This is a genomic window from Agrococcus beijingensis (assembly GCF_030758955.1).
Lineage (GTDB): Bacteria > Actinomycetota > Actinomycetes > Actinomycetales > Microbacteriaceae > Agrococcus > Agrococcus beijingensis.
Genome location: NZ_CP132360.1, coordinates 974,075 through 999,541, shown reverse-complemented (window position 1 = coordinate 999,541; position 25,467 = coordinate 974,075). Strand labels below are relative to the sequence as shown.

Annotated in this window: 28 protein-coding genes; 17 read left to right on the top strand and 11 right to left on the bottom strand. The window is 72.3% G+C overall.

From position 1 onward, the window contains the following. The first annotated feature begins 106 nt into the window (after positions 1–106). On the top strand, positions 107–793 hold the full coding sequence (locus Q9250_RS04760; RefSeq protein ID WP_306233444.1) for a hypothetical protein: 687 nt from the start codon (positions 107–109) through the stop codon (positions 791–793). A gap of 149 nt (positions 794–942) precedes the next feature. On the opposite strand, the gene Q9250_RS04755 is transcribed toward Q9250_RS04760, so the two are convergent. Beyond that, positions 943–1,758: an NUDIX hydrolase gene (locus tag Q9250_RS04755; RefSeq protein WP_306233443.1), complete on the bottom strand. Its 816-nt coding sequence runs from the start codon at positions 1,756–1,758 to the stop codon at positions 943–945. A 37-nt stretch (positions 1,759–1,795) separates the two neighbouring features. Further along, the gene (locus Q9250_RS04750) at positions 1,796–2,293 is read right to left on the bottom strand and encodes a DUF2087 domain-containing protein (RefSeq protein WP_306233442.1); all 498 of its coding nucleotides are present in this window, start codon (positions 2,291–2,293) and stop codon (positions 1,796–1,798) included. A 121-nt stretch (positions 2,294–2,414) separates the two neighbouring features. Between Q9250_RS04750 and Q9250_RS04745 the strand changes: the two genes are divergently transcribed. The 6 genes from Q9250_RS04745 to Q9250_RS04720 all read left to right on the top strand — a co-directional run bounded on the left by Q9250_RS04745 (position 2,415) and on the right by Q9250_RS04720 (position 6,050). Next, the gene (locus Q9250_RS04745; protein ID WP_306232994.1) at positions 2,415–2,702 is read left to right on the top strand and encodes a WXG100 family type VII secretion target; all 288 of its coding nucleotides are present in this window, start codon (positions 2,415–2,417) and stop codon (positions 2,700–2,702) included. Between the two features lie 74 nt (positions 2,703–2,776). Continuing rightward, complete coding sequence (locus tag Q9250_RS04740; protein WP_306233441.1) at positions 2,777–3,082, top strand: hypothetical protein; 306 nt, start codon at positions 2,777–2,779, stop codon at positions 3,080–3,082. 4 nt (positions 3,083–3,086) lie between these two features. Beyond that, positions 3,087–4,400 carry a hypothetical protein gene (locus tag Q9250_RS04735; RefSeq protein ID WP_306233440.1) on the top strand — a complete coding sequence of 438 codons (1,314 nt, stop codon included), beginning with the start codon at positions 3,087–3,089 and terminating at the stop codon, positions 4,398–4,400. After that, a complete protein-coding gene (locus Q9250_RS04730; protein ID WP_306233439.1) occupies positions 4,397–4,861 on the top strand; it encodes a hypothetical protein in 465 nt (154 codons plus the stop codon). Before Q9250_RS04735 ends, Q9250_RS04730 begins: the two co-directional genes overlap by 4 nt. Beyond that, positions 4,858–5,463, top strand: coding sequence for a hypothetical protein (locus Q9250_RS04725; protein ID WP_306233438.1), 606 nt, complete (start codon positions 4,858–4,860; stop codon positions 5,461–5,463). Before Q9250_RS04730 ends, Q9250_RS04725 begins: the two co-directional genes overlap by 4 nt. Further along, positions 5,454–6,050, top strand: coding sequence for a hypothetical protein (locus Q9250_RS04720; protein ID WP_306233437.1), 597 nt, complete (start codon positions 5,454–5,456; stop codon positions 6,048–6,050). The genes Q9250_RS04725 and Q9250_RS04720 overlap by 10 nt, the downstream gene beginning before the upstream one ends. Positions 6,051–6,105: 55 nt before the next feature. Here the strand turns inward: Q9250_RS04720 and Q9250_RS04715 are convergent, their stop codons facing one another. Then, complete coding sequence (locus tag Q9250_RS04715; protein WP_306233436.1) at positions 6,106–6,543, bottom strand: Lrp/AsnC family transcriptional regulator; 438 nt, start codon at positions 6,541–6,543, stop codon at positions 6,106–6,108. A 91-nt stretch (positions 6,544–6,634) separates the two neighbouring features. On the opposite strand from Q9250_RS04715, the gene ddaH reads away from it, so the two are divergent. Both ddaH and rocD read left to right on the top strand, forming a co-directional pair. After that, a complete protein-coding gene (gene ddaH, locus Q9250_RS04710) occupies positions 6,635–7,480 on the top strand; it encodes a dimethylargininase (RefSeq protein ID WP_422665077.1) in 846 nt (281 codons plus the stop codon). An 80-nt stretch (positions 7,481–7,560) separates the two neighbouring features. Beyond that, positions 7,561–8,790 (top strand): ornithine--oxo-acid transaminase, encoded by a 1,230-nt coding sequence (gene rocD, locus Q9250_RS04705; protein WP_422665090.1) that lies wholly within the window; start codon positions 7,561–7,563, stop codon positions 8,788–8,790. A 50-nt stretch (positions 8,791–8,840) separates the two neighbouring features. Here rocD and Q9250_RS04700 read toward each other — a convergent pair whose 3' ends face one another. Then, positions 8,841–9,341 (bottom strand): VOC family protein, encoded by a 501-nt coding sequence (locus tag Q9250_RS04700; RefSeq protein ID WP_306233434.1) that lies wholly within the window; start codon positions 9,339–9,341, stop codon positions 8,841–8,843. Between the two features lie 106 nt (positions 9,342–9,447). Between Q9250_RS04700 and Q9250_RS04695 the strand changes: the two genes are divergently transcribed. Next, entirely contained in the window at positions 9,448–9,894 is a 447-nt protein-coding gene (locus Q9250_RS04695) for an SRPBCC family protein (protein ID WP_306233433.1), read from the top strand. Between the two features lie 113 nt (positions 9,895–10,007). Beyond that, a complete protein-coding gene (locus Q9250_RS04690; RefSeq protein WP_306233432.1) occupies positions 10,008–10,847 on the top strand; it encodes a hypothetical protein in 840 nt (279 codons plus the stop codon). Between the two features lie 58 nt (positions 10,848–10,905). On the opposite strand, the gene Q9250_RS04685 is transcribed toward Q9250_RS04690, so the two are convergent. Further along, positions 10,906–11,805, bottom strand: coding sequence for a metallophosphoesterase (locus Q9250_RS04685; RefSeq protein ID WP_306233431.1), 900 nt, complete (start codon positions 11,803–11,805; stop codon positions 10,906–10,908). Between the two features lie 285 nt (positions 11,806–12,090). Between Q9250_RS04685 and Q9250_RS04680 the strand changes: the two genes are divergently transcribed. Continuing rightward, positions 12,091–13,680: a stealth family protein gene (locus tag Q9250_RS04680; RefSeq protein ID WP_306233908.1), complete on the top strand. Its 1,590-nt coding sequence runs from the start codon at positions 12,091–12,093 to the stop codon at positions 13,678–13,680. 6 nt (positions 13,681–13,686) lie between these two features. Here Q9250_RS04680 and Q9250_RS04675 read toward each other — a convergent pair whose 3' ends face one another. Together Q9250_RS04675 and Q9250_RS04670 are read right to left on the bottom strand one after the other, a co-directional pair. Continuing rightward, positions 13,687–14,610, bottom strand: a complete 924-nt coding sequence (locus tag Q9250_RS04675; protein WP_306233430.1) for a ribokinase — start codon at positions 14,608–14,610, stop codon at positions 13,687–13,689. A 16-nt stretch (positions 14,611–14,626) separates the two neighbouring features. After that, on the bottom strand, positions 14,627–15,151 hold the full coding sequence (locus Q9250_RS04670; RefSeq protein WP_306233429.1) for an adenine phosphoribosyltransferase: 525 nt from the start codon (positions 15,149–15,151) through the stop codon (positions 14,627–14,629). Between the two features lie 136 nt (positions 15,152–15,287). Between Q9250_RS04670 and Q9250_RS04665 the strand changes: the two genes are divergently transcribed. The 3 genes from Q9250_RS04665 to Q9250_RS04655 are packed head-to-tail and all read left to right on the top strand — an operon-like array spanning position 15,288 to position 18,774. Beyond that, positions 15,288–17,003, top strand: coding sequence for a circularly permuted type 2 ATP-grasp protein (locus Q9250_RS04665; RefSeq protein WP_306233428.1), 1,716 nt, complete (start codon positions 15,288–15,290; stop codon positions 17,001–17,003). Then, positions 17,003–17,932, top strand: coding sequence for an alpha-E domain-containing protein (locus tag Q9250_RS04660; RefSeq protein WP_306233906.1), 930 nt, complete (start codon positions 17,003–17,005; stop codon positions 17,930–17,932). The genes Q9250_RS04665 and Q9250_RS04660 overlap by 1 nt, the downstream gene beginning before the upstream one ends. Continuing rightward, positions 17,929–18,774, top strand: a complete 846-nt coding sequence (locus Q9250_RS04655) for a transglutaminase family protein (protein WP_306233427.1) — start codon at positions 17,929–17,931, stop codon at positions 18,772–18,774. The genes Q9250_RS04660 and Q9250_RS04655 overlap by 4 nt, the downstream gene beginning before the upstream one ends. A 240-nt stretch (positions 18,775–19,014) precedes the next feature. Here Q9250_RS04655 and Q9250_RS04650 read toward each other — a convergent pair whose 3' ends face one another. The 3 genes from Q9250_RS04650 to Q9250_RS04640 all read right to left on the bottom strand — a co-directional run bounded on the left by Q9250_RS04650 (position 19,015) and on the right by Q9250_RS04640 (position 22,116). After that, positions 19,015–20,766 carry an HNH endonuclease signature motif containing protein gene (locus tag Q9250_RS04650; protein WP_306233426.1) on the bottom strand — a complete coding sequence of 584 codons (1,752 nt, stop codon included), beginning with the start codon at positions 20,764–20,766 and terminating at the stop codon, positions 19,015–19,017. A 70-nt stretch (positions 20,767–20,836) separates the two neighbouring features. Beyond that, positions 20,837–21,754 carry an SGNH/GDSL hydrolase family protein gene (locus Q9250_RS04645; RefSeq protein WP_306233425.1) on the bottom strand — a complete coding sequence of 306 codons (918 nt, stop codon included), beginning with the start codon at positions 21,752–21,754 and terminating at the stop codon, positions 20,837–20,839. 74 nt (positions 21,755–21,828) lie between these two features. Next, entirely contained in the window at positions 21,829–22,116 is a 288-nt protein-coding gene (locus Q9250_RS04640) for a DUF1905 domain-containing protein (protein ID WP_306233424.1), read from the bottom strand. A gap of 74 nt (positions 22,117–22,190) precedes the next feature. On the opposite strand from Q9250_RS04640, the gene Q9250_RS04635 reads away from it, so the two are divergent. Continuing rightward, positions 22,191–22,853, top strand: coding sequence for a DsbA family protein (locus Q9250_RS04635; protein ID WP_306233423.1), 663 nt, complete (start codon positions 22,191–22,193; stop codon positions 22,851–22,853). 90 nt (positions 22,854–22,943) lie between these two features. After that, on the top strand, positions 22,944–23,846 hold the full coding sequence (locus tag Q9250_RS04630) for a hypothetical protein (RefSeq protein WP_306233422.1): 903 nt from the start codon (positions 22,944–22,946) through the stop codon (positions 23,844–23,846). Between the two features lie 21 nt (positions 23,847–23,867). Here Q9250_RS04630 and Q9250_RS04625 read toward each other — a convergent pair whose 3' ends face one another. Continuing rightward, on the bottom strand, positions 23,868–25,400 hold the full coding sequence (locus tag Q9250_RS04625; protein WP_479688793.1) for an alanine/glycine:cation symporter family protein: 1,533 nt from the start codon (positions 25,398–25,400) through the stop codon (positions 23,868–23,870). Positions 25,401–25,467: the final 67 nt, after the last annotated feature.

Genomic DNA, 25,467 nt, shown 5'->3' with positions numbered 1-25,467 from the left:
TAGGGCGCCAAGAAGTAGGGCGTCGGGGCGGATGCGTCGGGTCGCGCGCGCCCGAACGCGCAGGTCGGCCCTGGTGGCGCCGTGCACCGCGGGTGGACAATCAGCCATGGCCGACGGCCCGGATCCCCGCCCTGCAGAGTCGGACGCGGCGCTGGCGCGACGGGCGCAGATCCTCGCGACCGAGCACTGGGGGCTGCTGGCCGCCCGCGGCACCGCGCAGAGCGAGGTGCTGACGCGCATCACCATCTTCCTGACGCTGGTGTCGGCCGGGCTCGTGACGATCGGGCTGCTGGGCCAGGCGTCGGCCTACTCCGGCTGGTTCTCGCCCTCGATGCTGGGGATCCTCGCCTTCATCGCCGTCGTCGGCTTCATGACGCAGATGCGTGTGATGAACGTCGGCGAGGAGGACATGATGTACGTCGTCGCGATGAACCGGCTGCGTGGCGGCTACGTCGACCTCGACCCGGCGGTGCAGGAGCTCTTCCTGTCGGCGACGACCGACGACTTCGCCGGGATGGACCGCACGTACTCGTTCCTGCGCACGCGCAGCAGCTTCAGCCACCTCGTGGGCAGCTCGATGCTGCTCATCCTCGTCGTGAACGCGTGCGTCTACGGCTTCTTCGTCGGGGCGCTGGTCGTGTCGGCGAGCGGCGCGGTCGGCTGGGCAGTGGCGGCGGGCGTCGTCGTCGGGATCGTCTGGTTCCTGCTCGGCATGTGGGTCGGGTACCGGCACTACCGCGAGACGTGGCGTGGCTACGTGCCGCGTCGGGTGACACCGACCGGGACCGCCTGACGGCGTCGCGCGGCGGGCGACAGGGTGCGCTGCGGGCGACACGCCCGGCTTGATTCCCAGACATGGGTAGTTCTCCCCATCGACCACCCATAGGCGTCGGGGTTACCGTTGGCGAACAGCCCGGCTGGGGCCCCGCGAGGGGAATCGGGCTAACGAGACAGGGTTCTGGTGCTTCTGCGTCGGAATGCAAGTGGCCTCAGGGACGGGGCATTGCACGGGTCGGCATCGCCGGCTCGTCCGAAACACCGAGCGGGGCCTGACCACTGGTCGGGCCCCCTCTCTGTGCCAGGGCTCCGTGCCAGCTGCACCTGCGTTGCTACCGCTCGACCTTGATCGCCCCGGGACGGGGCTCGGCGCCGGGGTCGCGGCGAAGGCCAGAAATGGCCTTCGCCCTGAGAGCTCCACCGGTCCCTCGCCCCGGGACGGGGCTCGGCGCTGGGGTCGCGGCGAAGGCCAGAAATGGCCTTCGCCCTGAGAGCTCCACCGGTCCCTCGCCCCGGGACGGGGCTCGGCGCGGGGGTCGCGGCGAAGGCCAGAAATGGCCTTCGCCCTGAGAGCTCCACCGCGCGCTCTGCCACGAGCAGCGGGAAGACCAGCTCACGATTGAGCGGTGCCTCCGCCTCGTCGTCGATGCCGACGGCCGGGTCGATCCAGCGCACCGCCTCGATCTCGGCGAGCGGCTTCGGGTCGATCGCGTCGCGCGTGCGGAACACGCTCGCGTGCAGCGCGAAGCCGGCCTCGTTCGCGGCTCGGGTCTCGAACTCGCCCATGTGCTCGATGCGGTCGAGCCCGATCTCGACCCCGAGCTCCTCGAGCACCTCGCGCACCGCGCACTCGGCGGCGGTCTCGTCGCCCTCGGGCTTGCCGCCGGGCATCATCCAGGCGTCGGTGCCGCGCTTCCGCACGGTCAGGACGCGGCCGTCCTCGCGCTCGAAGCAGATCGCCGAGACGGTGATGATGCCCATGGCCCCAGGGTAGGCGGCGGCGCCGCTCGTCGCCCGCTCAGACCCGCGGATGCTGCCCGAGGCGGTAGGCGCTGCCGTCGGGCTGCCGCTCGAGCAGCCCGGCGTCGACCAGGTCGCGGCGCAGCCCGACCGGATCGTCGGCGACCGCCGCGAGCCGCTCGGTCACCTCGCGCTCGCTGACCGCGGCCCCCGGCGCGACAGCACGCTCCGCCGCCCAGGCGAGCAGCGCGGCGCGGTCGCTGGGTCGCTTCGGCCAGGCCGCGATCCGACCCTGGTGCACGAAGCGCTCGATGCCGGACGCTGCCGGGCGATGGCCGAGCAGCGGCGTCAGGGGATCCGCGGGGAGCGCGAGCCCGCCCCGCAGCGTGACGAGGCCGGCGCGCTCCAGCGCCTCGAGCGCCCGGCGCTCGCGAGTGGTGAGGCCGGCGAGCGCGACGGGGGACCCGTCGGCCGCACCCGTCACGACGCGCGCCCATGCGAGCCGCCGCGCCTCGTCGGCGAGGGTCGCGACGATCGGCCGCCACGCATCCGTCATGCCCTCATCTTCCCTGCTGGCAGGGCAGTTCTCCCCATCGCGCGCTCAGGCCGCGCACCATACGTTGGATGCATCGGCCCGGTCCGGGCCAGCACCAAGCACTTGAGGGAGTGATCATCGCATGAGCGATTTCGGCGCATCGTATGCAGAGATGGAGTCCGTCGCGGGCAAGCTCGACACGGGCAGGGAGGACATCTCGGGTGTCCTGAAGGACCTGAAGAGCCAGGTCGACACCCTGCTGGGCGAGGACTTCAAGACGCAGCACGCGTCGGGCAAGTTCGGTGAGGGCTACGAGGAGCTGACGACGGGCCTCGAGCAGGCCATCGAGGGCATCTCCGACATGGGCGAGGCGCTGCGCGGCATGATGCAGGCGATCCAGTCGCTCGACGAGCAGCTCGCCGGCAGCTGAGCATCCCGCAGGGTCGGTGAGCGCAGCGCTCGCCGGCCCTCTGCCGCGCCCATCATCTGTCTGAGAGGACCATCGTGGACATCATGCTCGACCTCGAGCGGCTGTCGAACGCTCGCACGTCGCTCGGCGACGCCGTCGACAGCTTCATGACGGCGAGCTCGTTCAACAACGACCTCGAGCGCGCTGTCGCGAACCCCGATGACCGCGACGCGCTGCGGCGCAAGGTGAGCGACTTCGAGTCGGACTGGGACGGCAGGCGCGGGGACCTCGCCGAGATGCTCCAGGAGATCCACGGTGCGATCGACACGATCATCACGGAGTGGGATCGATGGGATGCCGAGACCGCGAGCGAGCTCGACGCCTCGGCCGGGGAGGGCTGACCCGATGGCCTACCGCTCGCCGAACCGGAACTATGAGCTGCGCGAGCTCGAGGGGAATCCGGGCAGGATCGCCGAGGACGCGGCGAGCTTCATCGCGATGGCCGAAGACCTCGACGTGCTCGAGGCGGAGCTGCAGGCGATCGCCGACTCGAGCGTGCATCGGTCGAAGGGCACGGATGCGCTCGCCGAGCTCGCAGGCAAGGCGAGGCCTGAGGTCGTCAGAGCAGCGACCCGCTACCGAGGCACAGGCGAGACGCTCGCTGCCTATGCCCCTGCGCTGAGCACCGCGAAGCGCTGGATCGAGGACAACAGGGCTTCGGTCGAGACCGCCGAGCGCGAGTACCTCGATGCGATCGATGCGGCGGCGGATGCCCGGGGGAACCAGGACTCGCTCAACCAGGTCTGGGCGTGGGAGGACGACCCGACCGACGCGCAGCGATCTGCGGCTGCTGCGGCGGCAGCCGCTGCAGAAGCGGCCGAGGCGAGCGCCAAGCAGCTGCGCGACCGGCATTGGGAGACCTTCGAGACCACCTTCTCGACGTGGTCGGATGCCTACGACGATGCCGTCTCGGGCATCGACGGCGCCATCGAGCGCGCCGGCAACGACGACGGCTTCTGGGAAGGGCTCGCGGACTTCCTCGACATCCTCGGCTGGGTCGTCGCCGGGTTGGCGGTGATCGCGCTGTTCATCTCGGGTCCGATCGCCGCCGTCATCATGGCGCTCGTGATCATCGGCTCGCTCGTCATGCTCGTCGGCAAGATCGCGCAGTACAGCACCGGCAGGACCACCCTGCTCGACCTGGGGCTCGCCATCTTCTCCGTGCTGACGCTCGGCGCCGGCGGGGCGATCGCGCGCGTGGTCAGCAAGACCGCGCCGCGCTTCGGCGCGGTGGTCGGCTCGACGCGCTCCGTGGCCCGGGAGGCGATCCGGGGCGGCATGCGCGGGCCGACGCTGAACCCGTTCACCTGGCATCGGCCGCTCAGCAATCGCGTGGGCGCCTGGTCGCAGGCGCGTGCTGCGACGCCGCGTCCCGGCCACTTCGCCCCCTCGGGGCTCGCCTCGACCATGATGGACTCGATCCGGTTCGGCGGCGCCGGCACGGGACGCTCGCTGCACTTCCTGCAGACGGCCCGCGCGAACCTCGGGCAGCATCCGTCGGTCGTCTCCTCCATCGACGACATGATCGGCAGGGTCACGCCGTCGGTCGCCGGGCAGCTCGCTAACGGTGTCGCCTGGGGCGTCGGCACGGCCGGCACGGGCGCGGGACTGACCCTCGCGTGGTGGCAGCCGTCACCCGACCTCGTGCCGCAGCTATGAGCATCGCACCGACGCCGGTCGTGCCTCGCTCGCGGCCGGAGCGCGCATTCCTGCTGATCACCATGCTCGCGGCAGCGCAGTTCGGCTGGGTCTTCCTGATGGGGCTGCTCGCTGGAGGCAAGTTCCAGCACGCCGAATGGCCGCGCTGGGAGCCGCTGCTCGAGTGGCCGGTGCTGCCGATACCCGCGTGGGTCACCATCGCGCTGGGCGTCGCGGCAGTCGTCGCTGCAGCCGCCCTGTCGCGTCGCCGCCGCGCCTACGCCGAGCTGCCGGTGCTCGTGCACCTGCTGATCCTCACGCTCCTGCTGCTCGTGGGCCTCCCGTTCTTGCTGGCAGGCGCGTACGCCTCTGAGGAAGGGCTCGCAGCGCACTGGATCGCGGCCCTCCCGCAGGTGATCACGGTGGTGCTCCTCGGTGCTCGCATCGCGCTGACGGCGCGCAGCCGTGGGCCCGTCTCGTGAGCGCACCGTCGCTCCGCGAGGAGCTCCTGGGCGACCGCCCGCGCGGCTTCCGCATCGCCTTCCCGCCGGGCTGGCGGCACTTCGCGGTCGACGACGGCGGCAAAGCAGCGCTGCTGGCCGACGTCGCGGCGCGCGCGAAGGCGGCAGGGCGGCCCGACCTCGCCGTGGCGCTGCGGCGGAAGGCGATCGAGCAGTTCGACGGCCTTCGGCGCTCGCGGGGCGTCGCGCTGTACCTGCCCGGGGAGGAGTCCAGCACCGACTCCGGCATGCCGATGTCGATCGTCGCATCGCGCTGGCGCGCTCCGGCGGGGCGGTCGCTCGAGAGCGACGTCCGCGCCCGGGCGGGCGCGGAGGTGCTGAGGATCGACATGCCGCACGGCTCCGTGCTGCGCTGGGCGCGAGAGCGTGACAGCACGACCACCGGCGAGGGCGTGCGGTCGCGCTCCGTCTCCTACGTGTACCCAGAGCCCGGCGAGCAGCCGTCCGCGGGGGTCCTGCTCACCGCGGGCATCCTGCACCTGGGAACCGACGAGACCGAGGCCGTCACGTCGGCCATGGTCGAGCTGGCCGACGCGATCGTGGAGACGTTCCGGTGGAGCTGAACCCCGGCGAGGCCCGCTTCGAGGCGGATGTCGACCGGTGGGTGCCGGTGCCCATGGCGTTCCCCGCTCCCGACTGGGCGACGCCGGCTGCGTGGGCGGCGGGCGTGGTTGCCGATCTTGCGCCCTTCTGGCAGCTGTCTGAGCTGCAGCGAGCGGATCTCGAGCACACGGCGCTCGTCGTCGCGTCGACCGCGCCGCCGCTCGCGGGTGCCATCGCCCGCTTCTGGCATCTGCCGGTCGAGCCCGACGTCTCGCGCGTGGTGCACGCCTATGCCGAGCCTGCAGAGCCCGATTGGACCGAGCAGATCGAGTCGTGGGCGACCGACGGCTACGAGGGAGCCGTCTTCCAGCGGTCGGAGGAGCTGACGTCGTCCGTCTTCGCGCGGCTCGTGCGCACCGCCGCGCTCTGGCCCATCCCCGGCGACGAGCAGGGCGCGGCGGCGGCGGTGCTGCGGGTGCTCGGCGAGCTCGACGGCACGATCGTCGTCATCGAGATCCTCGACATGGACATCCGCGTCGCAGCCCGGCTGTTCGACCCGGCCGTCGAGCTCGCCGAGTCGGTGCGCTTCGGTCCGCGAGCAGCGTGATCACCCGCCTCGACGGCGACGACGCAGCGGGCGCCTCGCAGCACCGGTCGGCTGGCTACCCCGCGTTGCGCGTGATGAGCTTCGAGAGCACGATCGCCGAGCGCGTGTGGTCGACGGTGGCGGCGGCGCGCACCTTCTCGAGCGCCTCCTCGAGGGCGATCACGTCGCGCGCCCGCATGATGACGATCGCATCGGCCTCGCCGGTGACGGTGCCGGCCTCGACGATCTCGGGCACGCCGGCGAGGATGCGCTTGAGGTCGGTGGGCGAGACGGTGCCGCGGCAGAACAGCTCGACGTAGGCCTCGGTGGCGAGGCCCTCGACTGCCGGGTCGACCTGCACCGTGAAGCCGCGGATGACGCCGTCGGCGACCAGCCGGTCGATGCGCCGCTTCACGGCGGAGGCGGAGAGGCCCACCTCGGCGCCGATGTCGGCGTAGCCAGCGCGCGCGTTCAGGCGCAACTGATCGATGATGCCGTGGTCGATCCGATCCATATGCACGAAAGTACAGCCGATTGCCTGCAGATCGCAAGAAACATGCGCACCCGCCCTGGCACTTGCGTGCATCCGTTGCGACCCTGGAAGCATGCAGCCTGAGATGACCGACACCCGCGCGTCCGCGCCCGTGCCGCGCACCGCCGTCCCCAAGACGGTGCTGATGTGCCGTCCCGACCACTTCGCGGTCACCTACCGCATCAACCCCTGGATGAACCCCGACCTGCCGACGAGCACCGACCTCGCCGTGCAGCAGTGGGAGACGCTCCACCAGGCCTACCTGGCCCAGGGCTTCGACGTGCAGCTCATCGACCCGATCGCCGGGCTCAACGACATGGTCTACGCGGCGAACGGCGGCTTCACGCTCGATGGGCACGCCTACGGCGCCAAGTTCACCTACGAGGAGCGCGTGCCCGAGGGTCCCGCCTACATGCGCTGGTTCGGCGAGCACGGCTTCGAGGTGCACGAGCCCGAGCACGTCAACGAGGGCGAGGGCGACTTCCTGCTCTCGAACGGCGCGATCCTGGCGGGCCACGGGTTCCGCACGAGTCTCGAGTCGCACGACGAGCTGCGCCGCATCTTCGACCGCGAGGTCGTCAGCCTGCGGCTCGTCGACCCGTCGTTCTACCACCTCGACACGGCGATCGCGATCCTCGACGACGCCAACATCGCCTACCTGCCGGGGGCGTTCGACGACGCCAGCCGTGCGGAGCTCGAGCGCCGCTACCCCGACGCCGTCATCGTCGACGACCAGGACGCATCCGTCTTGGGCCTCAACTCGTTCGGCGACGGCGCCACCATGCTGATCGCGCAGCGCGCGGCGGGCTTCGAGCGCTCGCTCGCCGAGCGCGGCTACGCGACGGTCGGCCTCGACCTGAGCGAGCTGCTGCGCGGCGGCGGCGGCATCAAGTGCTGCACGCTGGAGCTGCGGCGATGAACGGGTCGGCGATGCACGAGACGGCGATGCACGAGACGGCGATGCACGAGACGGCGCACAGCACGACCATGGAGGCCGAGATGACCCAGACGACGACGGATGCGCTCAGCCCGGCCACGCAGGCCGCCATCGGTCAGGTCGAGGCGCACGCCGCCCACAACTACCACCCGCTTCCCGTGGTGGTCGAGACCGCGGAGGGCGCGTGGGTGACCGACGTCGACGGCCGGCGCTACCTCGACTGCCTCGCCGCCTACTCGGCTGTGAACTTCGGGCACGGCAACCCGCGGCTGCTCGCGGCCGCGCACGCGCAGCTCGACCGGGTGACGCTCACGAGCCGCGCCTTCCACTCCGCGGCCCTCGGCCCGTTCGTCGAGGCGCTCGCGAAGCTCGCCGGCAAGGACATGGTGCTGCCGATGAACACTGGCGCGGAGGCCGTGGAGTCGGGCATCAAGGTCGCCCGCCGATGGGCCTACGAGGTGAAGGGCGTGCCGGCCGGGCAGGCCGAGATCATCGTCATGGAGGGCAACTTCCACGGCCGCACGACCACGATCGTGTCGTTCTCGGACGACCCGGATGCCACCAGCGGCTACGCGCCGTTCACGCCCGGCTTCGTGCGGGTGCCCTTCGGCGACGCCGAGGCGCTCGAGGCGGCGATCACGCCCAACACAGCCGCCGTGCTGCTCGAGCCCATCCAGGGCGAGGCGGGCATCAAGGTGCCGCCGGCCGGCTACCTGCAGCGGGTGCGCGAGATCACCTCGCGCGAGCGGGTGCTCTTCATCGCCGACGAGATCCAGTCGGGACTCGGCCGCACCGGCGCGACCTTCCAGTGCGACAACGAGGGCGTCGTGCCCGACGTCTACCTGCTGGGCAAGGCGCTCGGGGGCGGCGTCGTGCCGGTGTCGGCGGTGGTCGCGAACAGCGACGTGCTGGGCGTGCTGACGCCCGGCTCGCACGGCTCCACGTTCGGCGGCAACCCGCTGGCGGCGGCCGTGGGCCTCGAGGTGGTGCGGATGCTCTCCGAGGGTGCGATGCAGGCTCGCGCCCGCGATCTGGGCGAGCGCCTGCAGGCGGGCCTCGGCGAGCTGATCGGTCACGGGGTCACCGCGGTGCGCGGGGCGGGGCTGTGGGCCGGCATCGACATCGATCCGGCCGTCGGCAGCGCGCGCGACGTGTGCCTGCGGCTGCTCGAGCGCGGGATCCTGGCGAAGGACACGCACGGCCAGACCGTGCGGCTGGCGCCGCCGATCGTGATCGACGAGGCCGACCTCGAGATGCTCATCCGCGAGTTCCGCGCGGCTGTCGGCGCGTAGCGCGGGCCGCTGGGCCGCGGCTGCGGCTCTGGCTTCGGCCGCGGCTGCGGCTACGGCTCCGGCGTGATCGTCATCGCGTCGAGCGCCGTCGTCTCGCCGTGCATCGGCGCCTCCAGGTCGTCCTCCGCCATGGTGAGCACCGAGGTGCCGTCCGAGAGCCGCTCCGAGATGATGCCGAAGACGTTGCCGTCGGGGTCGCGCAGGTAGCCGACCCGGCCGATGCCCGCCATGTCCTCCGGCTCGACCGCCGCAGCGCCGCCGAGCTCGAGCGCCTTGGCGAAGCAGTCGTCGGCGTCGGCCACGCCGACGACGACGTTGGCGCCGCTGATCGGCGCGCCCTCCGCGGGCGCCGGCCCCTCGCGCTGCGCCAGCCCGCCGTTGATGCCCATGCCGGCGCTCTGCATGCCGATCGAGCCGTGCCCGGTGTCGATGGTCCAGTAGGGCGTGTCGCCGTACTGCGCGAACCGCCAGCCGAGCAGCGCGCCGTAGAAGTCGATCAGCCGCTGCGGCTCGCTGCCGTGGATCTCGAAGTGCACCACCAGATTGCTCACGACGACTCCCTCGCTCGTGGTCCTGGCGCGAACCTACGCCCGCCGACGCGCTGGCGCCAGGGCTCGCCCGCGCCGGCCCGGCACAGCGCCGCGGCATGATGGCTGCATGCGCACCCGCTTCCGCTTCGACCACTCGTGGGTCGTCGATGCGGGGGCGGATGCGGTGCTCGCGCTCCTCGAGGACGTGCCCGGCTACGGGGCGTGGTGGCCGAGCGTCCGCGTGATCGGCGGGCGGGCGGTGCCCGGCGATCGCGAGGCGCGGATGGTGGTGCGCGCTCCGCTCGGGTACCGCATCCGCATCACGATCGCAGAGGCGTCGCGCGGGCCGGGCGAGCTGCGGGCCGCGATCGCGGGCGACCTGGAGGGGTGGTGCGCGTGGCGCGTGCGCCCCGCCGGAGACGGCACCCGGGTCGACTTCACGCAGGAGGTCGACGTGCGCGCACCGCTGCTGCGCGCCGCGAGCGCCCTGCTGCACGCGCCGCTCGCGCGGCAGCACGCGGCCGTCATGCGCGAGGCGGCGACGGGCATGCAGCGGCGCTGCGAACGGCGCTGACGAGCGCCGCACAGCGCTGCCGACAGGGGTCGCGCCGGCGATCCAGCGCCGATCCGAGCGCTCCGCGCGAGGCCCTGTGAGCGGGCAGCGCAGAACGGGAGTATGGTCGCGGGGTGGCTGAAAGCATCCTCCTCGGGCACGCCCCCAGGCCGACCGACGGCACCCAGCTCGCGAAGCGCATCCGCACCGTGGTGATCGCCGCTGAGCCCGCCGGCATCGCGTGCACCTCTCGCATCGACGCAGAGCTCGACGGCGCCGACATCTCGCGGCTCCACCTCGACCTCACCGACTTCATGCTCGCGGGCGAGCACGACCGCGATCGCGCGCGGCTCGAGCCGCAGGGCGCGTCGGTGACGTGGGAGGACGCCGAGCTGCGCGACCTGCGCGTGCAGGCGAACCCCATGCACATCTCCGGCGCCGAGGTCACCCTCGACGCGACGCTCACCGACGTGCCGTTCACCTGGATCGAGACCGACCACGGCGAGCTGGCGGTCGAGCTGGCGCGCCCCAGCGCCGAGCACCCGCTGCACGGCCACGCGACCGTGTCGGTGCCGAAGGAGCAGCTCGGCAAGGCGGTGCTGGGCCTGGCCGAGTCGGCGCTGCTCGACCACGGCATCACCGTGTCGAAGCTCGTGCTCGACGTGCAGGCGATCGGCTCGCACGAGCTGACGGTCACGGTCGACGCGAAGCTGCGCAAGGGGCTGCTGGGCGCGAGCGTGCACGGGTCGGCCAACGCCGCCATCGACGAGCTGATGGGCGTGACGCTCTCGAACATCCAGCTCGACAGCGGCAACCCGCTGGTCGCGGCGATGCTCGGCGCGGTGCGCGGCAGGATCACGAAGTACGAGGGCCGCCGCATCGACCTCGCGTCCGAGCTGCCCGAGGGCATCAGCGTCGCCGACGTGCAGGTGCACGTCACCGACGACGTGACGATCGAGGCGCGGCTGGTCTAGGAGCGGGCGCCCTCGCGGCCGCGCGGGCCGCCGCGCTGGCCGCCGCCCTGGCCGCCGCTCAGGCGATGACGAGGGGCGAGCGCGGCGCGAGCCGCAGGCCCGCCAGCTCGAGCCGGCGCGCCGACTCGTCGGCGTCGATCCAGTCGAGGTGCGGGAACGCGCCCAGCGGCACCACCGAGTGCAGCACGGTCGACGGGTAGACGTGCACCAGGTTGAAGGCGCGGGCGCCGTCGCGGCCGCGCGTGCCGCCGACCGGCACGTTGAGATCCTGCGTGTAGCAGGTGGCCGACGCGACCGACACGGGGATGCCCGCGAACGTGGCGGACGACGAGTAGTGCAGGTGGCCGGCCAGGATCGAGCGCACATCGGTGCCCACGAGGGCCTCGGCGAGGTGCACCTGGTCGCGCAGCTCGACGCTGACGGCCAGGTCGAGCACGCTCGGCACGGGCGGGTGGTGCATCGCGAGGATCGTGCCGTGCGGCGCGGGCTCGGCGAGCACGTCGCGCAGCCACGCGAGCTGCGCGCGCGACACCTCCCCGTGGTGCAGGCCGGGCACGGTGGAGTCGAGCGTCACGATGCGCAGGCCGCCGACCCAGGTGACCGCGTCGATCGGCGCGTCGGAGGCCGGCTGGTCGAGCAGCTCGGTGCGGAACGCGCGGCGCTCGTCGTGGTTGCCCATCACCCACACGAGCTCGGCGCCCAGGTCGAGCGCGATCGGCTCGACGATCGCGCGGAGGCGACGGTACGCATCCGCCTCACCGAGATCGGCGAGGTCGCCGGTGAAGACGATCGCGTCGGGACGGGCGCCCGATGCCTCGAACTCGTCGAAGAGCCGGCGCAGGTGCTCCTCGCTGGCGACGCGGTCGTACAGGCGGCCGCCGCCGGCGAGCAGGTGGGTGTCGGAGATGTGGAGCAGGAAGTGGTCGGGCCGAGGATGTTCTGGCGTGCGGCTGGTCACGGATCTTCCAATCCCAGGGGTCGGGTCGGGCGCAGCGTCGAGCTCTGCTCGGAGGCTAGTCCAGCGAATGCAGGCGAACGGCGCGTGAACTCGGCGTGTACGGAACGCGAAGCCCGGATTCGGCGAACGGCGTTCCGGTCGTACCATGGGACGTACCCCGAGGCAGGAGCGGCCCACGAAGTGACGGAAGACCAGCAGCGGAACGTCGACCACCACGACAGCGCCTTCGCGCCCGCGCGGCCGGTCTCCCGCATCCGCGTCTCGGATGCGCCGGAGCCGGTGCTCATGCAGTCCGGCGGACGCTTCGATCGCTTCGAGCGCGACGACATCGTCATGCAGAAGGGCCGCTACGCGCTGCTCAGCGGCCACATGACGCCGCGCGAGTCGATGATCGAGGACCTGCTGGCGCTGCGCGACGCGCTCGACGCCGCCGAGATCCCGTGCCTGCTGGTGCGCGACGACGACGGGCGGCCGATCGTCGTGGTCGACAGCGCCCGCCGCAAGCAGCTCGCGGCGGCGCTCGCGACGGCCTTCGCCGACGAGCCGTTCTACGCCGAGGCGATCGCGCCCGAGAAGGCGGCACGCCGCGAGGCGCTGCTCGCCGACGGGAAGCTCGCGGGCCACCGCAAGGCGACTGCGATGCGCATCTACCGGCCGCGCGTCGAGCCGGCCGGCCGGCTGCGGTACGGACGGCAGACCGCCGTGCAGCTCGAGCTGTGGCGCTTCGGCGAGCAGACGATCACGGCGCCGCTGCCGAACGCGCTGATGCGCACGACGATGCCGCGGCACGAGGCGATCGACGACAGCGTGCACCGCTTCGGGCGCGAGTGGCCGACGATCCTCGACATGTGGGCGCCGCTGGCGAGCGACATCTCGTTCGACATCGACATGGTGTTCTCGTGGGTCGACGGCTCGAGCGACGACTTCCAGCGCGAGCGCGCCAAGCGCATGCAGGCCTACGTGGTCGGCGAGGGCGACGACTCCGAGGCGCGGTACCGGCAGATCGACGAACTGAAGTACGCGCTGCGCTCGGTGCACATGCATGCGCCCTGGGTGCGCCGCATCTTCATCGCCACCGATTCGCCCGCGCCGGAGTGGCTCGCCGACCATCCGCAGGTGACGATCGTGCCGGCGGAGGCGATGTTCGCCGACCCGTCGGTGCTGCCGACCCACAACTCGCACGCGGTCGAGGCGCAGCTGCACCACATCGAGGGGCTGAGCGAGCACTTCCTCTACTCGAACGACGACATGTTCTTCGGCAGGCCGCTGAAGCCGGATGTGTTCTTCTCACCGGGCGGGATCACCAAGTTCGTCGAGGCCACGACGCGCATCGGCCTGGGCGAGACGCACGAGAAGCGCTCGGGCCACGACAACGCGGCGCGCACCAACCGGCGGCTGCTGCGGGAGCGCTTCGGCGCGATCACGACGCGGCACCTCGAGCACTGCGCGGCGCCGATGCGGCGCAGCGTGATGGCCGAGCTCGAGGCGGAGTTCCCCGAGGACTTCCGGCGCACGGCGGCCAGCCGGTTCCGCTCGGCGACCGACATCTCGGTGACGAACTCGCTGTACCACTACTACGCGTTGATGACGGGCCGGGCGGTGCGGCAGCGCATGGCGAAGGTGCAGTACATCGAGACGACGCTGCGGAAGGCGCTGCCGGCGATGGATCGGCTGCTGCGCAAGCGCAACCAGGACATGTTCTGCCTCAACGACGGCTCGCACCCCGAGATCTCGACCGAGGAGCGCACGCGCGCGGTGCGGGAGTTCCTGGAGGCGTACTTCCCGATCCCGGCGCCGTGGGAGCGGCAGGCGGCGGTGCGCGCCGAGAGCCGCGGACTGGGCGAAGGCCCCGAGGCGCAGGCGCTGTTGCGCTGAGGTCGCTCAGCCGAGCAGCGCGTCGACCGCTGCGGCGGTCGGGATGCTCTCGGAGCTGCCGCGCCTCGTGACGGCGATGGCGCCCGCCGCCGCGGCTCGCCGGATCGCCTGCTCGAGCGGGAGATCTGCGGCGAGGGCTGCGGCGAGGTGGCCGGCGAAGGCGTCGCCCGCGGCGGTCGTGTCGACCACCTCGACGCGCATCGCCTCGTGGTCGGTGACCGACTGCGACGTGACGAGCACGCTGCCGGCGCCGCCCATGGTGATGAGCGCGGCGCGCGCTCCCTTGGCGAGGAACCAGCGGCCCGCCTCGATCGCGCGCTCGCGGGAGTCGACGGCGATGCCGGTGAGCAGGCTGGCCTCGGTCTCGTTGGGCTTGACGATGTCGACGAAGGGCCAGATCGCGTCGTCGAGCGGCACCGCCGGTGCCGGGTCGAGGATCACGGTGATGCCCGCGTCGTGGGCGAGGCGGGCGGCGGCGAGCGTGATCGCGAAGGGCGTCTCGAGCTGGGTGAGCATCACCCGTGCGGTGCCGGCGAGCGCGGCGAAGGCCTGCTCGAGCTGCTCGGTGGTGAGGGCTGCGTTGGCGTGCGGCACGACGACGATGTCGTTGTCGCCGTGCTCGTAGACGCGGATGTGGGCGATGCCCGTGTGGCCGGGCACGGTGCGCACGTGCTGGAGCCGCACGCCTGCGGCCTCGAGCGACGAGGTCGCGAGGTCGGCGAACGCGTCGTCTCCGACGCATCCGACCATGTGGGTCACGGCGCCCGCCCTGCCCGCGGCGACGGCCTGGTTGGCGCCCTTGCCGCCCAGCTGCACGGCGAACGCGTCGCCAGAGATGGTCTCGCCGGGCTGCGGCGGGCGGCCGGCGAAGGCGGTGACGTCGACGTTGATCGAGCCGACGATGAGCACGTCGGTGCGGGGCTCTGGCATGGGTCGAGGCTAGCCGTCAGGCGGTGAAGACCGCGTGGGTCGACGGCACGATGCCTCGACCGCCGAGCGCGGCCAGCTCGAGCACGACGGCGACGCCGGTCACGGTGCCGCCCAACTGCTCGATCAGCTCGGCCGCGGCACGCAGCGTGCCGCCGGTGGCGAGCACGTCGTCGACGAGCAGCACGCGACGGCCGGTCAGGTCGCCGGAGGCCTCGATGGTGGCGGTGCCGTACTCGAGGGCGTAGTCGACGGATGCGGTGGGTCGCGGTGTCTTGCCCGCCTTGCGGATGGGCAGGAGTCCGGTGCCGCACGTCGCCGCGACGGTGCCGGCGAGCAGGAACCCGCGCGCCTCGACGCCCGCGACGAGGTCGAAGGCGCCCGCGAACGGGGCGGCCAGCGCCTCGGTGACGACCCGCAGCGCATCCGCGTCGGTGAGCAGCGGCGCGATGTCGCGGAAGAGGATGCCGGGCTGCGGGAAGTCGGGGGTGAGCGCGATGCGCGCCTCGGCGCGCGCGAGCTCGGCGGGGCTGGGCGTCGGCATCCGACCAGCCTACCGAGGGGCCGCCGATGCGCCCCGGGTCTGCGGGGCAGGACCGCGGCGGCCGGCTTCACGACACCGACACGTGCATCAGCCGGCCGTGATCTACCCGAAACGACCGGCCACTAGGCTCGCCCCCATGGGCGATCTCTTCGACGACTACGACAAGCCCTTCGCGAACCCCCGTCGGCGTGAAGGCACGCCCTGGGACGAGATGTTCGAGCAGCGGGGCGAGGCGCGCGGCCCGTACAAGCCGCTGTACGACGCCCTCACCGAGCTGTCGAAGGACGACCTGCGGGCTCGCGCCGACGCGCTCGCCACCTCGTACCTCGCGCAGGGCGTCACGTTCGACTTCGCGGGGGAGGAGCGGCCGTTCCCGCTCGATGCGATCCCGCGCATCATCACCGCGGCCGATTGGCGGCACGTCGAGTCGGGCGTCCAGCAGCGGGTGCGCGCCCTCGAGGCGTTCCTGGCCGACATGTACGGCCCGCAGCGCGCCGTCGAGGACGGGATCATCCCCGCGAAGCTGATCAGCACATCCACCCACTTCCACCGCCAGGCGGCCGGCATCACCGGCGCGAACGGGGTGCGCATCCACGTGTCGGGCATCGACCTGATCCGCGATCAGGAGGGCGAGTGGCGCGTGCTCGAGGACAACGTGCGGGTGCCCTCGGGCGTCAGCTACGTGATCTCGAACCGTCGCGTCATCGCGCAGACGCTGCCGGAGATGTTCTCGACCATGCGGGTGCGCCCCGTCGGCGACTACTGCGACAAGCTGCTGCACGCGCTGCGCGCTGCCGCCCCCGCCGGCGTCGACGACCCGCGCGTGGTGGTGCTGACGCCCGGCGTCTACAACTCCGCCTACTTCGAGCACACGCTGCTCGCGCGGCTCATGGGCGTCGAGCTCGTCGAGGGGCGCGACCTGTTCACGAGCGGCGGCCGCGTCTACATGCGCACAACCGAGGGCCCCGCGCGCGTCGATGTGATCTACCGCCGCGTCGACGACGACTACCTCGACCCGCTGCAGTTCCGTGCCGACTCGATGCTCGGCAGCCCGGGCCTGATGCTCGCGGCGCGCCTCGGCAACGTGACGATCGCGAACGCGGTCGGCAACGGCATCGCCGACGACAAGCTCGTCTACACGTATGTGCCCGAGCTGATCCGCTACTACCTGTCGGAGGAGCCGATCCTCAAGAACGTCGACACCTGGCGGCTCGAGGAGCCCGGTGTGCTCGACGACGTCATCGACCGGCTGCACGAGCTGGTCGTGAAGCCCGTCGACGGCTCGGGCGGCAAGGGCCTCGTAGTCGGCCCCGACGCGACGCCCGAGGAGCTCGAGGCGCTCAAGCAGCGGCTGCTCGACGACCCGCGGGGCTGGATCGCGCAGCCGGTGGTGCAGCTGTCGACCATCCCGACGCTCGTCGAGGACGGCATGCGCCCGCGCCACGTCGACCTGCGGCCCTTCGCCGTGAACGACGGCAAGGACGTCTGGGTGCTGCCGGGCGGCCTCACCCGCGTCGCGCTGCCCGAGGGCCAGCTGGTCGTCAACTCGTCGCAGGGCGGCGGCTCGAAGGACACCTGGGTGCTGGCCGGCGCCCGTGACCCGCTGCCGCAGATCGACCACGACGCCGAGTTCGGCGCCTCGGGGGAGCCGCTCACGAGACCCATCGCGGTCGTCAACGGCCACGAGCATCCTCAGGATCAGTCGCCGCAGGATTCGCCGCGCAGCTCGAAGTCGCGCCAGGAGGAGCAGCAGCAGCAGGCTGCCGCAGCACCACCGGCCGGTCGACCGGTCGCCGAAGGCGGCGTCTCGAGACCGCGCCGCAGCGACGAGATGGGAAGTGACCCCCGATGATGCTCAGCCGCATCGCCGAGAGCCTGTTCTGGATCGGCCGCTACATCGAGCGGGCCGACGGCACCGCTCGCATCCTCGACGTCTACCTGCAGTTGCTGCTCGAGGACGTCGCGGTCGACGAGGACACCGCCTGCCGCGCCCTGCTGGGCGTCATGGGCAACGACGCCCCGCCGGAGCGCAAGCTCACGCGCGTCGACGTCGTCAACACGCTCGCGACCGACCGCACGCAGCCGGCGTCGATCGCCTACTCGGTGAACGCGGCTCGCGAGAACGCCCGCCGTGCGCGCGAGATCATCTCGACCGAGCTGTGGGAGGTGCTGAACGCCACCTACGCCAACATGCCGCGGCGCGTGAACACCGAGCAGGTGCACGCGATGTTCGGCTGGGTGCGTGAGCGCGCGGCGCTCGCGGGCGGCATGGCAGACACCACGTCGAGCCGTGACGACGCCTGGAGCTTCCTGAACCTGGGTCGCAACATCGAGCGCGCCGACATGGTCGCGCGCCTGCTCGCGACTCGGGCGCTCACCGAGGCGAGCGGCCCGTCGTGGACGACGATCCTCCGCTCGGTCGGCGCCTACGAGGCCTACCTCCGCACCTACCGCGGCGTGCCGTCGAGCACCAATGCGGCGGAGTTCCTGCTGCTCGACCGGCTCTTCCCGCGGTCCGTGCTCTTCTCGATCCGTGGCGCCGAGGACTGCCTGCACGACATCGAGCCGCGCCACGATCGAGTCGGCTACATCGACCCGGCACAGCGGATGCTGGGGCAGATCCGCGCGGAGCTCGAGTTCACGCCCATCCAGGAGATCATCGAGAACCTGCCGACCGTCATGGACAAGGTGCAGACGACCACGACGGCGGTGTCGAACGCCGTGCGGGAGCGCTACTTCCCGACCCACAACATGCCCGCTTGGACGAGGGAGGCATCGTGAGCCGCATCCGCATCCGCCACACGACCGGCTACCGCTACGAGCAGCCGGCCGTCGCCTCGTACAACGAGTCGCGCATGCTGCCGTCGACGAGCGACGGCCAGTTCGTCATCTACTCCAACCTCGACATCCGCCCCAACACCTCGATCAACACCTACGAGGACTACTGGGGTACCAAGGTCGTCTCGTTCGACGTGCTCGCGCCGCACACCGAGCTGCAGTTGACGGCGACGAGCCTCGTCGAGGTGCGGCCGCGGCTGACGGGTGGCCATGACCTCGGCTGGGAGCAGCTCGAGAAGGTCTCGGCGCGGGCGACGCAGTACGTCGAGCAGCTGGGCCAGACGCTGCGCACCCGGCCCACGGACGACCTCATCGCGGCGTCGCGCGAGATCGCGGATGCGTCGGAGACGCCGGGCACCGCCGCGGCCGCCATCGCCCGCATGGTGGGCGAGCAGATGGAGTACATGTCGGGCGTCACGCACGTCCACACCCTCGCTTCGGAGGCGTGGCAGAACCGCAAGGGCGTGTGCCAGGACATCGCGCACATCACGATCGGTGCGCTGCGGTCGGTCGGCATCCCCGCTCGCTACGTGTCGGGATATCTGCACCCGCGTCCGAACCCGGCGATCGGCGAGACGATCCGCGGTGAGTCGCACGCGTGGGTCGAGTGGTTCACCGGGGAGTGGAACGCGTGGGATCCCACCAACCTCATCGACATCGGTGAGCGGCACGTGAAGGTGGGCCTCGGCCGCGACTACAACGACGTGCCCCCGCTGCGCGGTGTGTATGCGGGTGCGGGCAAGAGCCAGCTGTTCGTGAGCGTGGAGATCACGAAGGAGAGCTGACGCGCGTCGGTCGCGCGGGTTCGGGTGCGCGGCGGCCGAGCGGGTTCGGGCGTGGGCGGCCGAGCGGGTTCGGGTGCGCGGCGGCCGAGCGGGTTCGGGTATGCGGCCGCCGAACTGGTACTTCTGCGCGGCCGCCGGACTGGTACAGGTGCGCGTCGGTCTGGCCGAATCGAAACGGTCCGGCGCGGCGGCATGCCGAGCTCGAGTGCGGCCCGGGCACTGGGTTCGGGCACTGGCTCGTCAGGTGCGCATCACGATGTGGGCCGGTCGACCGAGGTCGAGCGCGGCGATCGGCAGCGCGGGCGCTCGCCTGCGCGAACGAAGCCGGTGCCTGAGGCGCGCTTCGACCGTTCTGGCGCCGCGCCGAGGCGGCCGAGTCGCAGGCGCCGCGGGCGTCGCCGATGCGGGCCTTGGGTGCGCTTGGCTGGATGCTCCGGTGCTCGTCGAGGGCGGATCAGGCAGCAGCACGGCCAGCGCCGGCCCCGCGTCGGCGGCACGGACGTGAGCGCCGCGGCTGTCGACCAGCGCATCACCGCCCGGGAGCGCCGTGGCGAGCCGGCGGTTGCGTCCGAATCGGTCTGCAGGGCGCAACGCGGGCACGACCCGCCAGCGGCCCACCTCGGGCCCGGCTCGCTCGATCGTGAGCCGACCGGCGTGCACCTCGTGGTGGTGGTAGTTGCAGAGCAGGATGCCGTTGTCGACGTCGGTGGGGCCACCGAGCTGCCAGGGCACGACGTGGTGGGCTTCGCACCAGGCGACGGGCATGCCGCAGCCCGGCACCCGGCAGCCCTTGTCGCGAGCCGCGAGCGCTCGTCGCTGCGCGCGGTTGAACAGGCGCTCGGCGCTGCCGAGCGAGAGCACGTGCCCGGCGCCGTTGACGATCGCGTGGTGGATGCTCGCATCGCACGCGAGCCTGTCGACCGTCTCGATGGGCACGATGTTGCCGGTGTGCTCGATGGTCAGGGCGCGATCGGGCGAGTCGATGCCGCGGCGGTATGCGTCGTACGCCTCGATGGTGCCGGTGAACACGAGCACCGGCGGCTCGCCTCCGGCGACCGGCGCATCGCCGGAGGCGGCGTGCGCCCGCACCAGTGCGACCAGCACGTCGTGCCGCTTCTGCTCGGGCGTGCGGTCGTCGACGATGCCGATGCCGTCTGCGCTGGGCATGCCATCGGGGTCGACCTGGCGACCCGCGTCGCCGTCGAGGCCAGCGTCGCCGGCGCCAGCGGCATCGGCATCGGCATCGGCATCGCGGAACGCCACCTTCACCCGCGGGCTCGTGTAGGAGTCGAGGAGCGCCTTGAGGGCAGAGCCGTCTTCGGGCGGGCTCAGCATCGTCATGCACCAGACCCCGTCAGGTCGCTGCGACAAGCGCAGGCTTCGCATGGCGCGCTGCCGCTCGGCGTTGGGCAGCACCCCGTCGGGGTCGAGGACGGCGACGTAGACGCGCGCCTGGGTGACCAGCAGCTCGGGCACCAGCGGTGCCTCCGGGTCGGTGGCGGCGGCGACCAGCTGCGTCTCGGCCCACGCGAGCTGCTCGACCTCGGCGCGCGGAGCGGCCGGCTCCAGCTGCTCGACGATCGCCTGCGCCTGCGCGAATGAGATGTCGCCCGCGTCGAGCGCCGCCGCGACCTGCGGGTACCTGATCGGGATGTCGGCGCCGGTGATGCCCATCGCCGGCCGCGTGGCAGCAGCGAGCGTGAGCAGGCTCGAAGCCTCGCGCGCCCGGATGCCGAACGCCGACGCCACCGCTTCCTTCGGGCTGCGATGCCCGAGCCGACGGCAGATCGAGGTGTCGTCGGGCACGCGGGACCGTTCGGCGATCTCTCCCGCGAGCCGCACCTGCTGGGCTTCGACGATGCGTGCGAGCGCAGCCGTCTGCGAGAGCAGGTCGACCACCTCGTCGAGCGGTGCACGCGAGAGCGAATCGAGATCGGCGAGCACGGCGCGCGCGGCTTCGACCGCTGTCGCTGCCTGCTGCACCATCGTCATCGTCGACTCCTTCACGTTGCGACCAACCTAGGTGGGGCCACCCACATGGTCTGTCGCTGTTGCGACCAACCTAGGTGGGGCCACCCACGTTGATACTGGTAACGCTCGTCGGCCGTGTGGCCGCGTGCGGCGCGTCGCCGGCCGCGGCGGGCGCTGAGCCCGCCCAGGCCCGGTCGCGCCGCTCGGCGAGCGCCGCGTCGAGCTGCGGCGCGATGAGCTGCGCCCACATGGCGTAGCCCGCGGCAGAGGGGTGGAAGCCGTCGGATGCGTGCCACGCGGGCTCGAGGATCGCCGGCGTGGGCAGGTGGATCACACGCGGGTCGGCGGCGGCGATGCGCTGCAGCGCGTCGTCGAGGCTGCGGGCGTGGCCGCCCAGCAGCGATCGCATCGGCTGCGGCAGCCAGGCGAAGGTGTCGATCTGCGGAGCGCCGGCGACCGCGATCACGCCGCCCGGCGCGAGGTGCTCGGCGAGGCCGTCGACCAGCAGTCCGACCGAGCGTGCGAACGCGCGCCGCGACACCAGCTGCATCGCGTCGTTCGCGCCCACGAGGAGCACGATCGCATCGCGGTCGGGGCCGTCGACCTGCGGCAGGTCGCGGCGCAGCACGTCGGCCGCGTTGGAGCCCTCCTGACCGATGATGCGCCAGGCGACCGGCCGCTGGCGCCGCCCGGCCAGCAGCAGCGCCGTCTGCACGGCCAGGGCCTCCTCGAGCCGCTCGGCGCCGACGCCCGTCGCGGTCGAGTCGCCCACGAGCAGCAGCCGCAGCGGCTCGCCGTCGTGCTGCTCGCCGACCTGACCGTGCCGCTCGTCGCGCGGCTCCGGCAGCCCGATCAGCGACTCCTGGGCGCGGCGCGCCTGGCGCAGCAGCACCGGCGCGAGCGCGTAGGCGGTGGGCCTCGCGAGCCGGTGGATGGCGCGCTCCGTGCGGCGGCCGACATCAGCAGCGGCGGCACCGAATCCGGCACCGAGTCGTGCGGCGAGCTCCATGGCGGCCCCCTTCGCGTTCGCGTGGGCCCCGATGCTACCCGGAGCCGCTGACTCGCGAACCCGGGCCCGCCCGCCTACCGGCCCAGCCGCATCCGCACCTCGACCGCGTCGCCGATGCCCACGCCCTCGGCGCGCTGCACCGCCACCTTGACGGGCAGCAGGTAGCCGCCGTCGCGGGGGAACAGGGAGGTGGTGAAGTCGGTGCCCCCGATGGTGGCAGTCACGGGGATGACGCCCCAGCCGTAGGTCAGCTCGCGCGCGCAGTCGCGGATGATCTCGGCCTCGTCGGGCGGCACGGGCGCGAAGACGTAGGGCGCCGGGCCGCGCCACTCGACGGTGACGGCCGTGAACGCGAGCTCCATGGTCGAGACGCTACTCCCGCGCCCGCGCACGCTCACGGGAGGGGTAATGGGCGTCATGGCGGTAACCTGGAGGCGTGAACCGAAGCGCTGCAGTCTCCATCGCGACCGTCGTCGGCGCCCTCGTCCTGATCGTCGCGGTGGCGCTGCTCGTCGTGCGTCCGTGGGAGTCGGCGCCCGCCGCTCAGGCCCCCGCGGCCAGCGGTGCTGCCGCCCCCGAGCTAGTCGACGAGACGACGCACCTGCTCACCGACGCGGGGCCCGACGCCCCGGTCGTCGTCGAGTTCTTCGACTACGAGTGCCCGGGCTGCGGCTCGTTCCAGCCGGTCGTCGAGGACCTCGTCGACCGCTACGGGGCACAGGTCACCTTCGCGGTGCGCTACTTCCCGCTCCCCAGCCACTCGAACGCCCTGCCTGCCGCCGTCGCAGCCGAGGCCGCGGCCCAGCAGGACGCGTTCGCCGAGATGCACACGATGCTCTTCGACCGCCAGCAGGAGTGGAGGGGCAGCGACGCCACCGCGACGTTCCGCGGCTACGCCGAGGAGCTCGGGCTCGACATGGCCGCGTTCGACGCCGCCGTCGCCGACCCCGACACGCTCGACCGGGTCGCGTTCGACGCGAACGCCGGCATCGCGCTCGGCGTGCAGTCGACGCCCACGTTCTACGTCGACGGCGAGCAGGTCGATCTCGAGGACTTCGACGACGTCGAGACGGCGATCCAGGCGGCGCTGGGGGAGTAGCCCGCGCTTCGCCGGTGCCGGGCAGCGGCGTCGCCGGCGGGCGAGCAGCGGCTTCGCCGGCGGGCGGGCACCGCGTGGCAGGATGACGCCGTGCGGTGGCGACGAGGCGGCGGCAGGGCGGCGATCGCGGCGTGCGCGATCGGGCTGCTGAGCGGCTGCGCGGGGTCGGAGCCTGGCGCTGACACGACCTCGGCGACGCCCACGCCTGCGACGGCCACGACCGCCGCCGACGCCGGCGTGCTGCTCGAGCTCGTGCAGCTGCGCGGCGACGTCGCCGGCGCCATGGTCGAGCTGCGCGTCACCAACGAGGGCGACGACGAGCTGGTCATCGAGCGCGCGGCCTACGCGTCGAGCCGCTGGAGCGCGCCGATGGAGCGCGTCGACGAGGCCCGCATCCCGCCCGGCGCCCGGCGCAACCTGCAGCTGCAGCTGCCCGAGCCCACCTGCGACGCCGCGCCGCTCGAGCACCTCGCGACGCTCGAGCTCGCCGACGGCACGCGGGTCGAGGGCGTGCCCGCCGACCCGTTCGGCCAGCTCGACGCGCTCGACGACGCGGTGTGCGACCTGCGCGCCTTCGCGAGCGAGGTGGCGGCGGTCGAGTGGCTCGATCCCGAGATCCCGGCGGATGGGTCGGGTCCGGCGATCCTGCGCCTGCGGGTGTCGCCGGTGGCCGGCGGCGGCGCGGCGGTGGGCACGATCGACGAGGTCGCGGCGACCGTCCTGCTCGCGCCGCTGGACGCATCCGCCGCCCGCATCGAGGCCCTGCCGGTCGGCCTCGCGATCGCGACCGGAACGCCCGCGACCGTGGTCGACGTGCCGCTCACCCCCGGGCGCTGCGACCTGCACGCGGTCGCGGAGGACAAGCAGGGCACCATCTTCCGCGTGCGCGCCACGCAGGGCGGCGAGCGCGTCGACCTGCTGCTGCCGAGCCCCGAGGCGCAGCGGAAGGCGCTGCTCGACTGGGCGGTGGCGCGCTGCGCTGCGCTGCCGTAGCGGCGCTGCGCAGAAGAACAACTAGCTGCGCGACGCCTCGTCGGCCACGGCCGGGTCGCGCCGCTGCTGCACCGCCGTCAGGTCGATGCGCGAGGTGCCGATCTCGTCGCCGGCCTTCCAGTCGGCCCAGCCGGGTTGGTCGGCCATGAACGCCTCGACCTCGTCGCGGGTCGCCTCGAGCTTCGGGTCGTGCTTGAGGTAGTGCCGCGTCTCGCGCGCCACCAGCCCCGACAGCAGCAGGAGGCCGATGAGGTTGGGCAGCGCCATCAGGCCGTTCGCGATGTCGGAGAACTTCCACACCGTGTCGAGCGAGATGGTGCAGCCGACGTAGACGACGAGCGCGAACAGCACCCGGAACGGCATCACCAGGCGCCGGCCGAACAGGCGCTCGACGTTGCGCTCGCCGTAGTACGACCAGCCGAGGATCGTCGAGAAGGCGAACATCAGCAGCCCGAGGGTGACGACCCAGTGGCCCCACTCGCCGGGGAGGCCGTTGGAGAAGGCCTCGCCGGTCATCAGCGCCGGGCTGATCTGCTCGCCGGTCTCGGCGTCGACGTCGTCCCAGACGCCGGTGACCACGATCGTGAGCCCGGTGATGCTGACGACGATGAGCGTGTCGATGAACGTCTGCGTCATCGACACGAGGCCCTGGCGCACGGGGTGCGTCGTCTTGGCGGCGGCGGCCGCGATCGCCGCGGAGCCGAGCCCGGACTCGTTCGAGAACAGGCCGCGGGCGACGCCCATCTGCACTGCGATGATGAGCACCGAGCCGGCGAAGCCGCCGACCGCGGCGGTGCCGGTGAACGCCTGGGTGAAGATCTGCGCGAGCGCGGCCGGCAGCTCGCCGACGTTCGCGCCCAGGATGAAGAGCCCTGCCAGCACGTAGAAGACGATCATGATCGGCACGAAGCCGGCCGTGACCTTGCCGATCGACTTGATGCCGCCGACCAGCACGACGAGCGTGAGGACGGTGAGGATGATGCCGGTCACCCAGGTGGGCACACCCCAGCTGTGCTCGACGTTCGAGGCGATCGAGTTGCCCTGCGTCATGTTGCCGATGCCGAAGCACGCGATCACGGTGAAGACCGCGAAGGCGAGCGCGAGGCCCTTGCCGAGCGGACCCTTGATGCCGCGCTGCAGGTAGATCTGCGGGCCGCCCGACTTCTCGCCGGCCTCGTCGGTGGTGCGGAAGCGCACGGCCAGGAACGCCTCGGAGTACTTCGAGGCCATGCCCACGAGGCCCGTCACCCACATCCAGAACAGCGCGCCGGGCCCGCCGATGCCGATGGCGGTCGCGACGCCGACGATGTTGCCGGTGCCGACGGTCGCGGCGAGCGCGGTGGTGAGCGCCTGGAACTGCGAGATGTCGCCCTCGGCGCCCTGGTCGCGATCCTTGCCGAGCCCGAGGCGCAGGCCGGCGCCGAGCTTCAGGAACTGCAGCCCGCCGAGCCGGATCGTGAGATACAGGCCGGTGCCGACCAGCAGCGGGATCAGCAGCCACGGCCCCCAGATCACGCCGCTGATGGCATCGAGCACGTCGTTCAGGGGCGTCAGGTCCAAGGTCTCTCCGGTTGCGCGTCGGGGTCGTCGTCGATCGGTCCTCGTCCGCCGCGGACGCGCC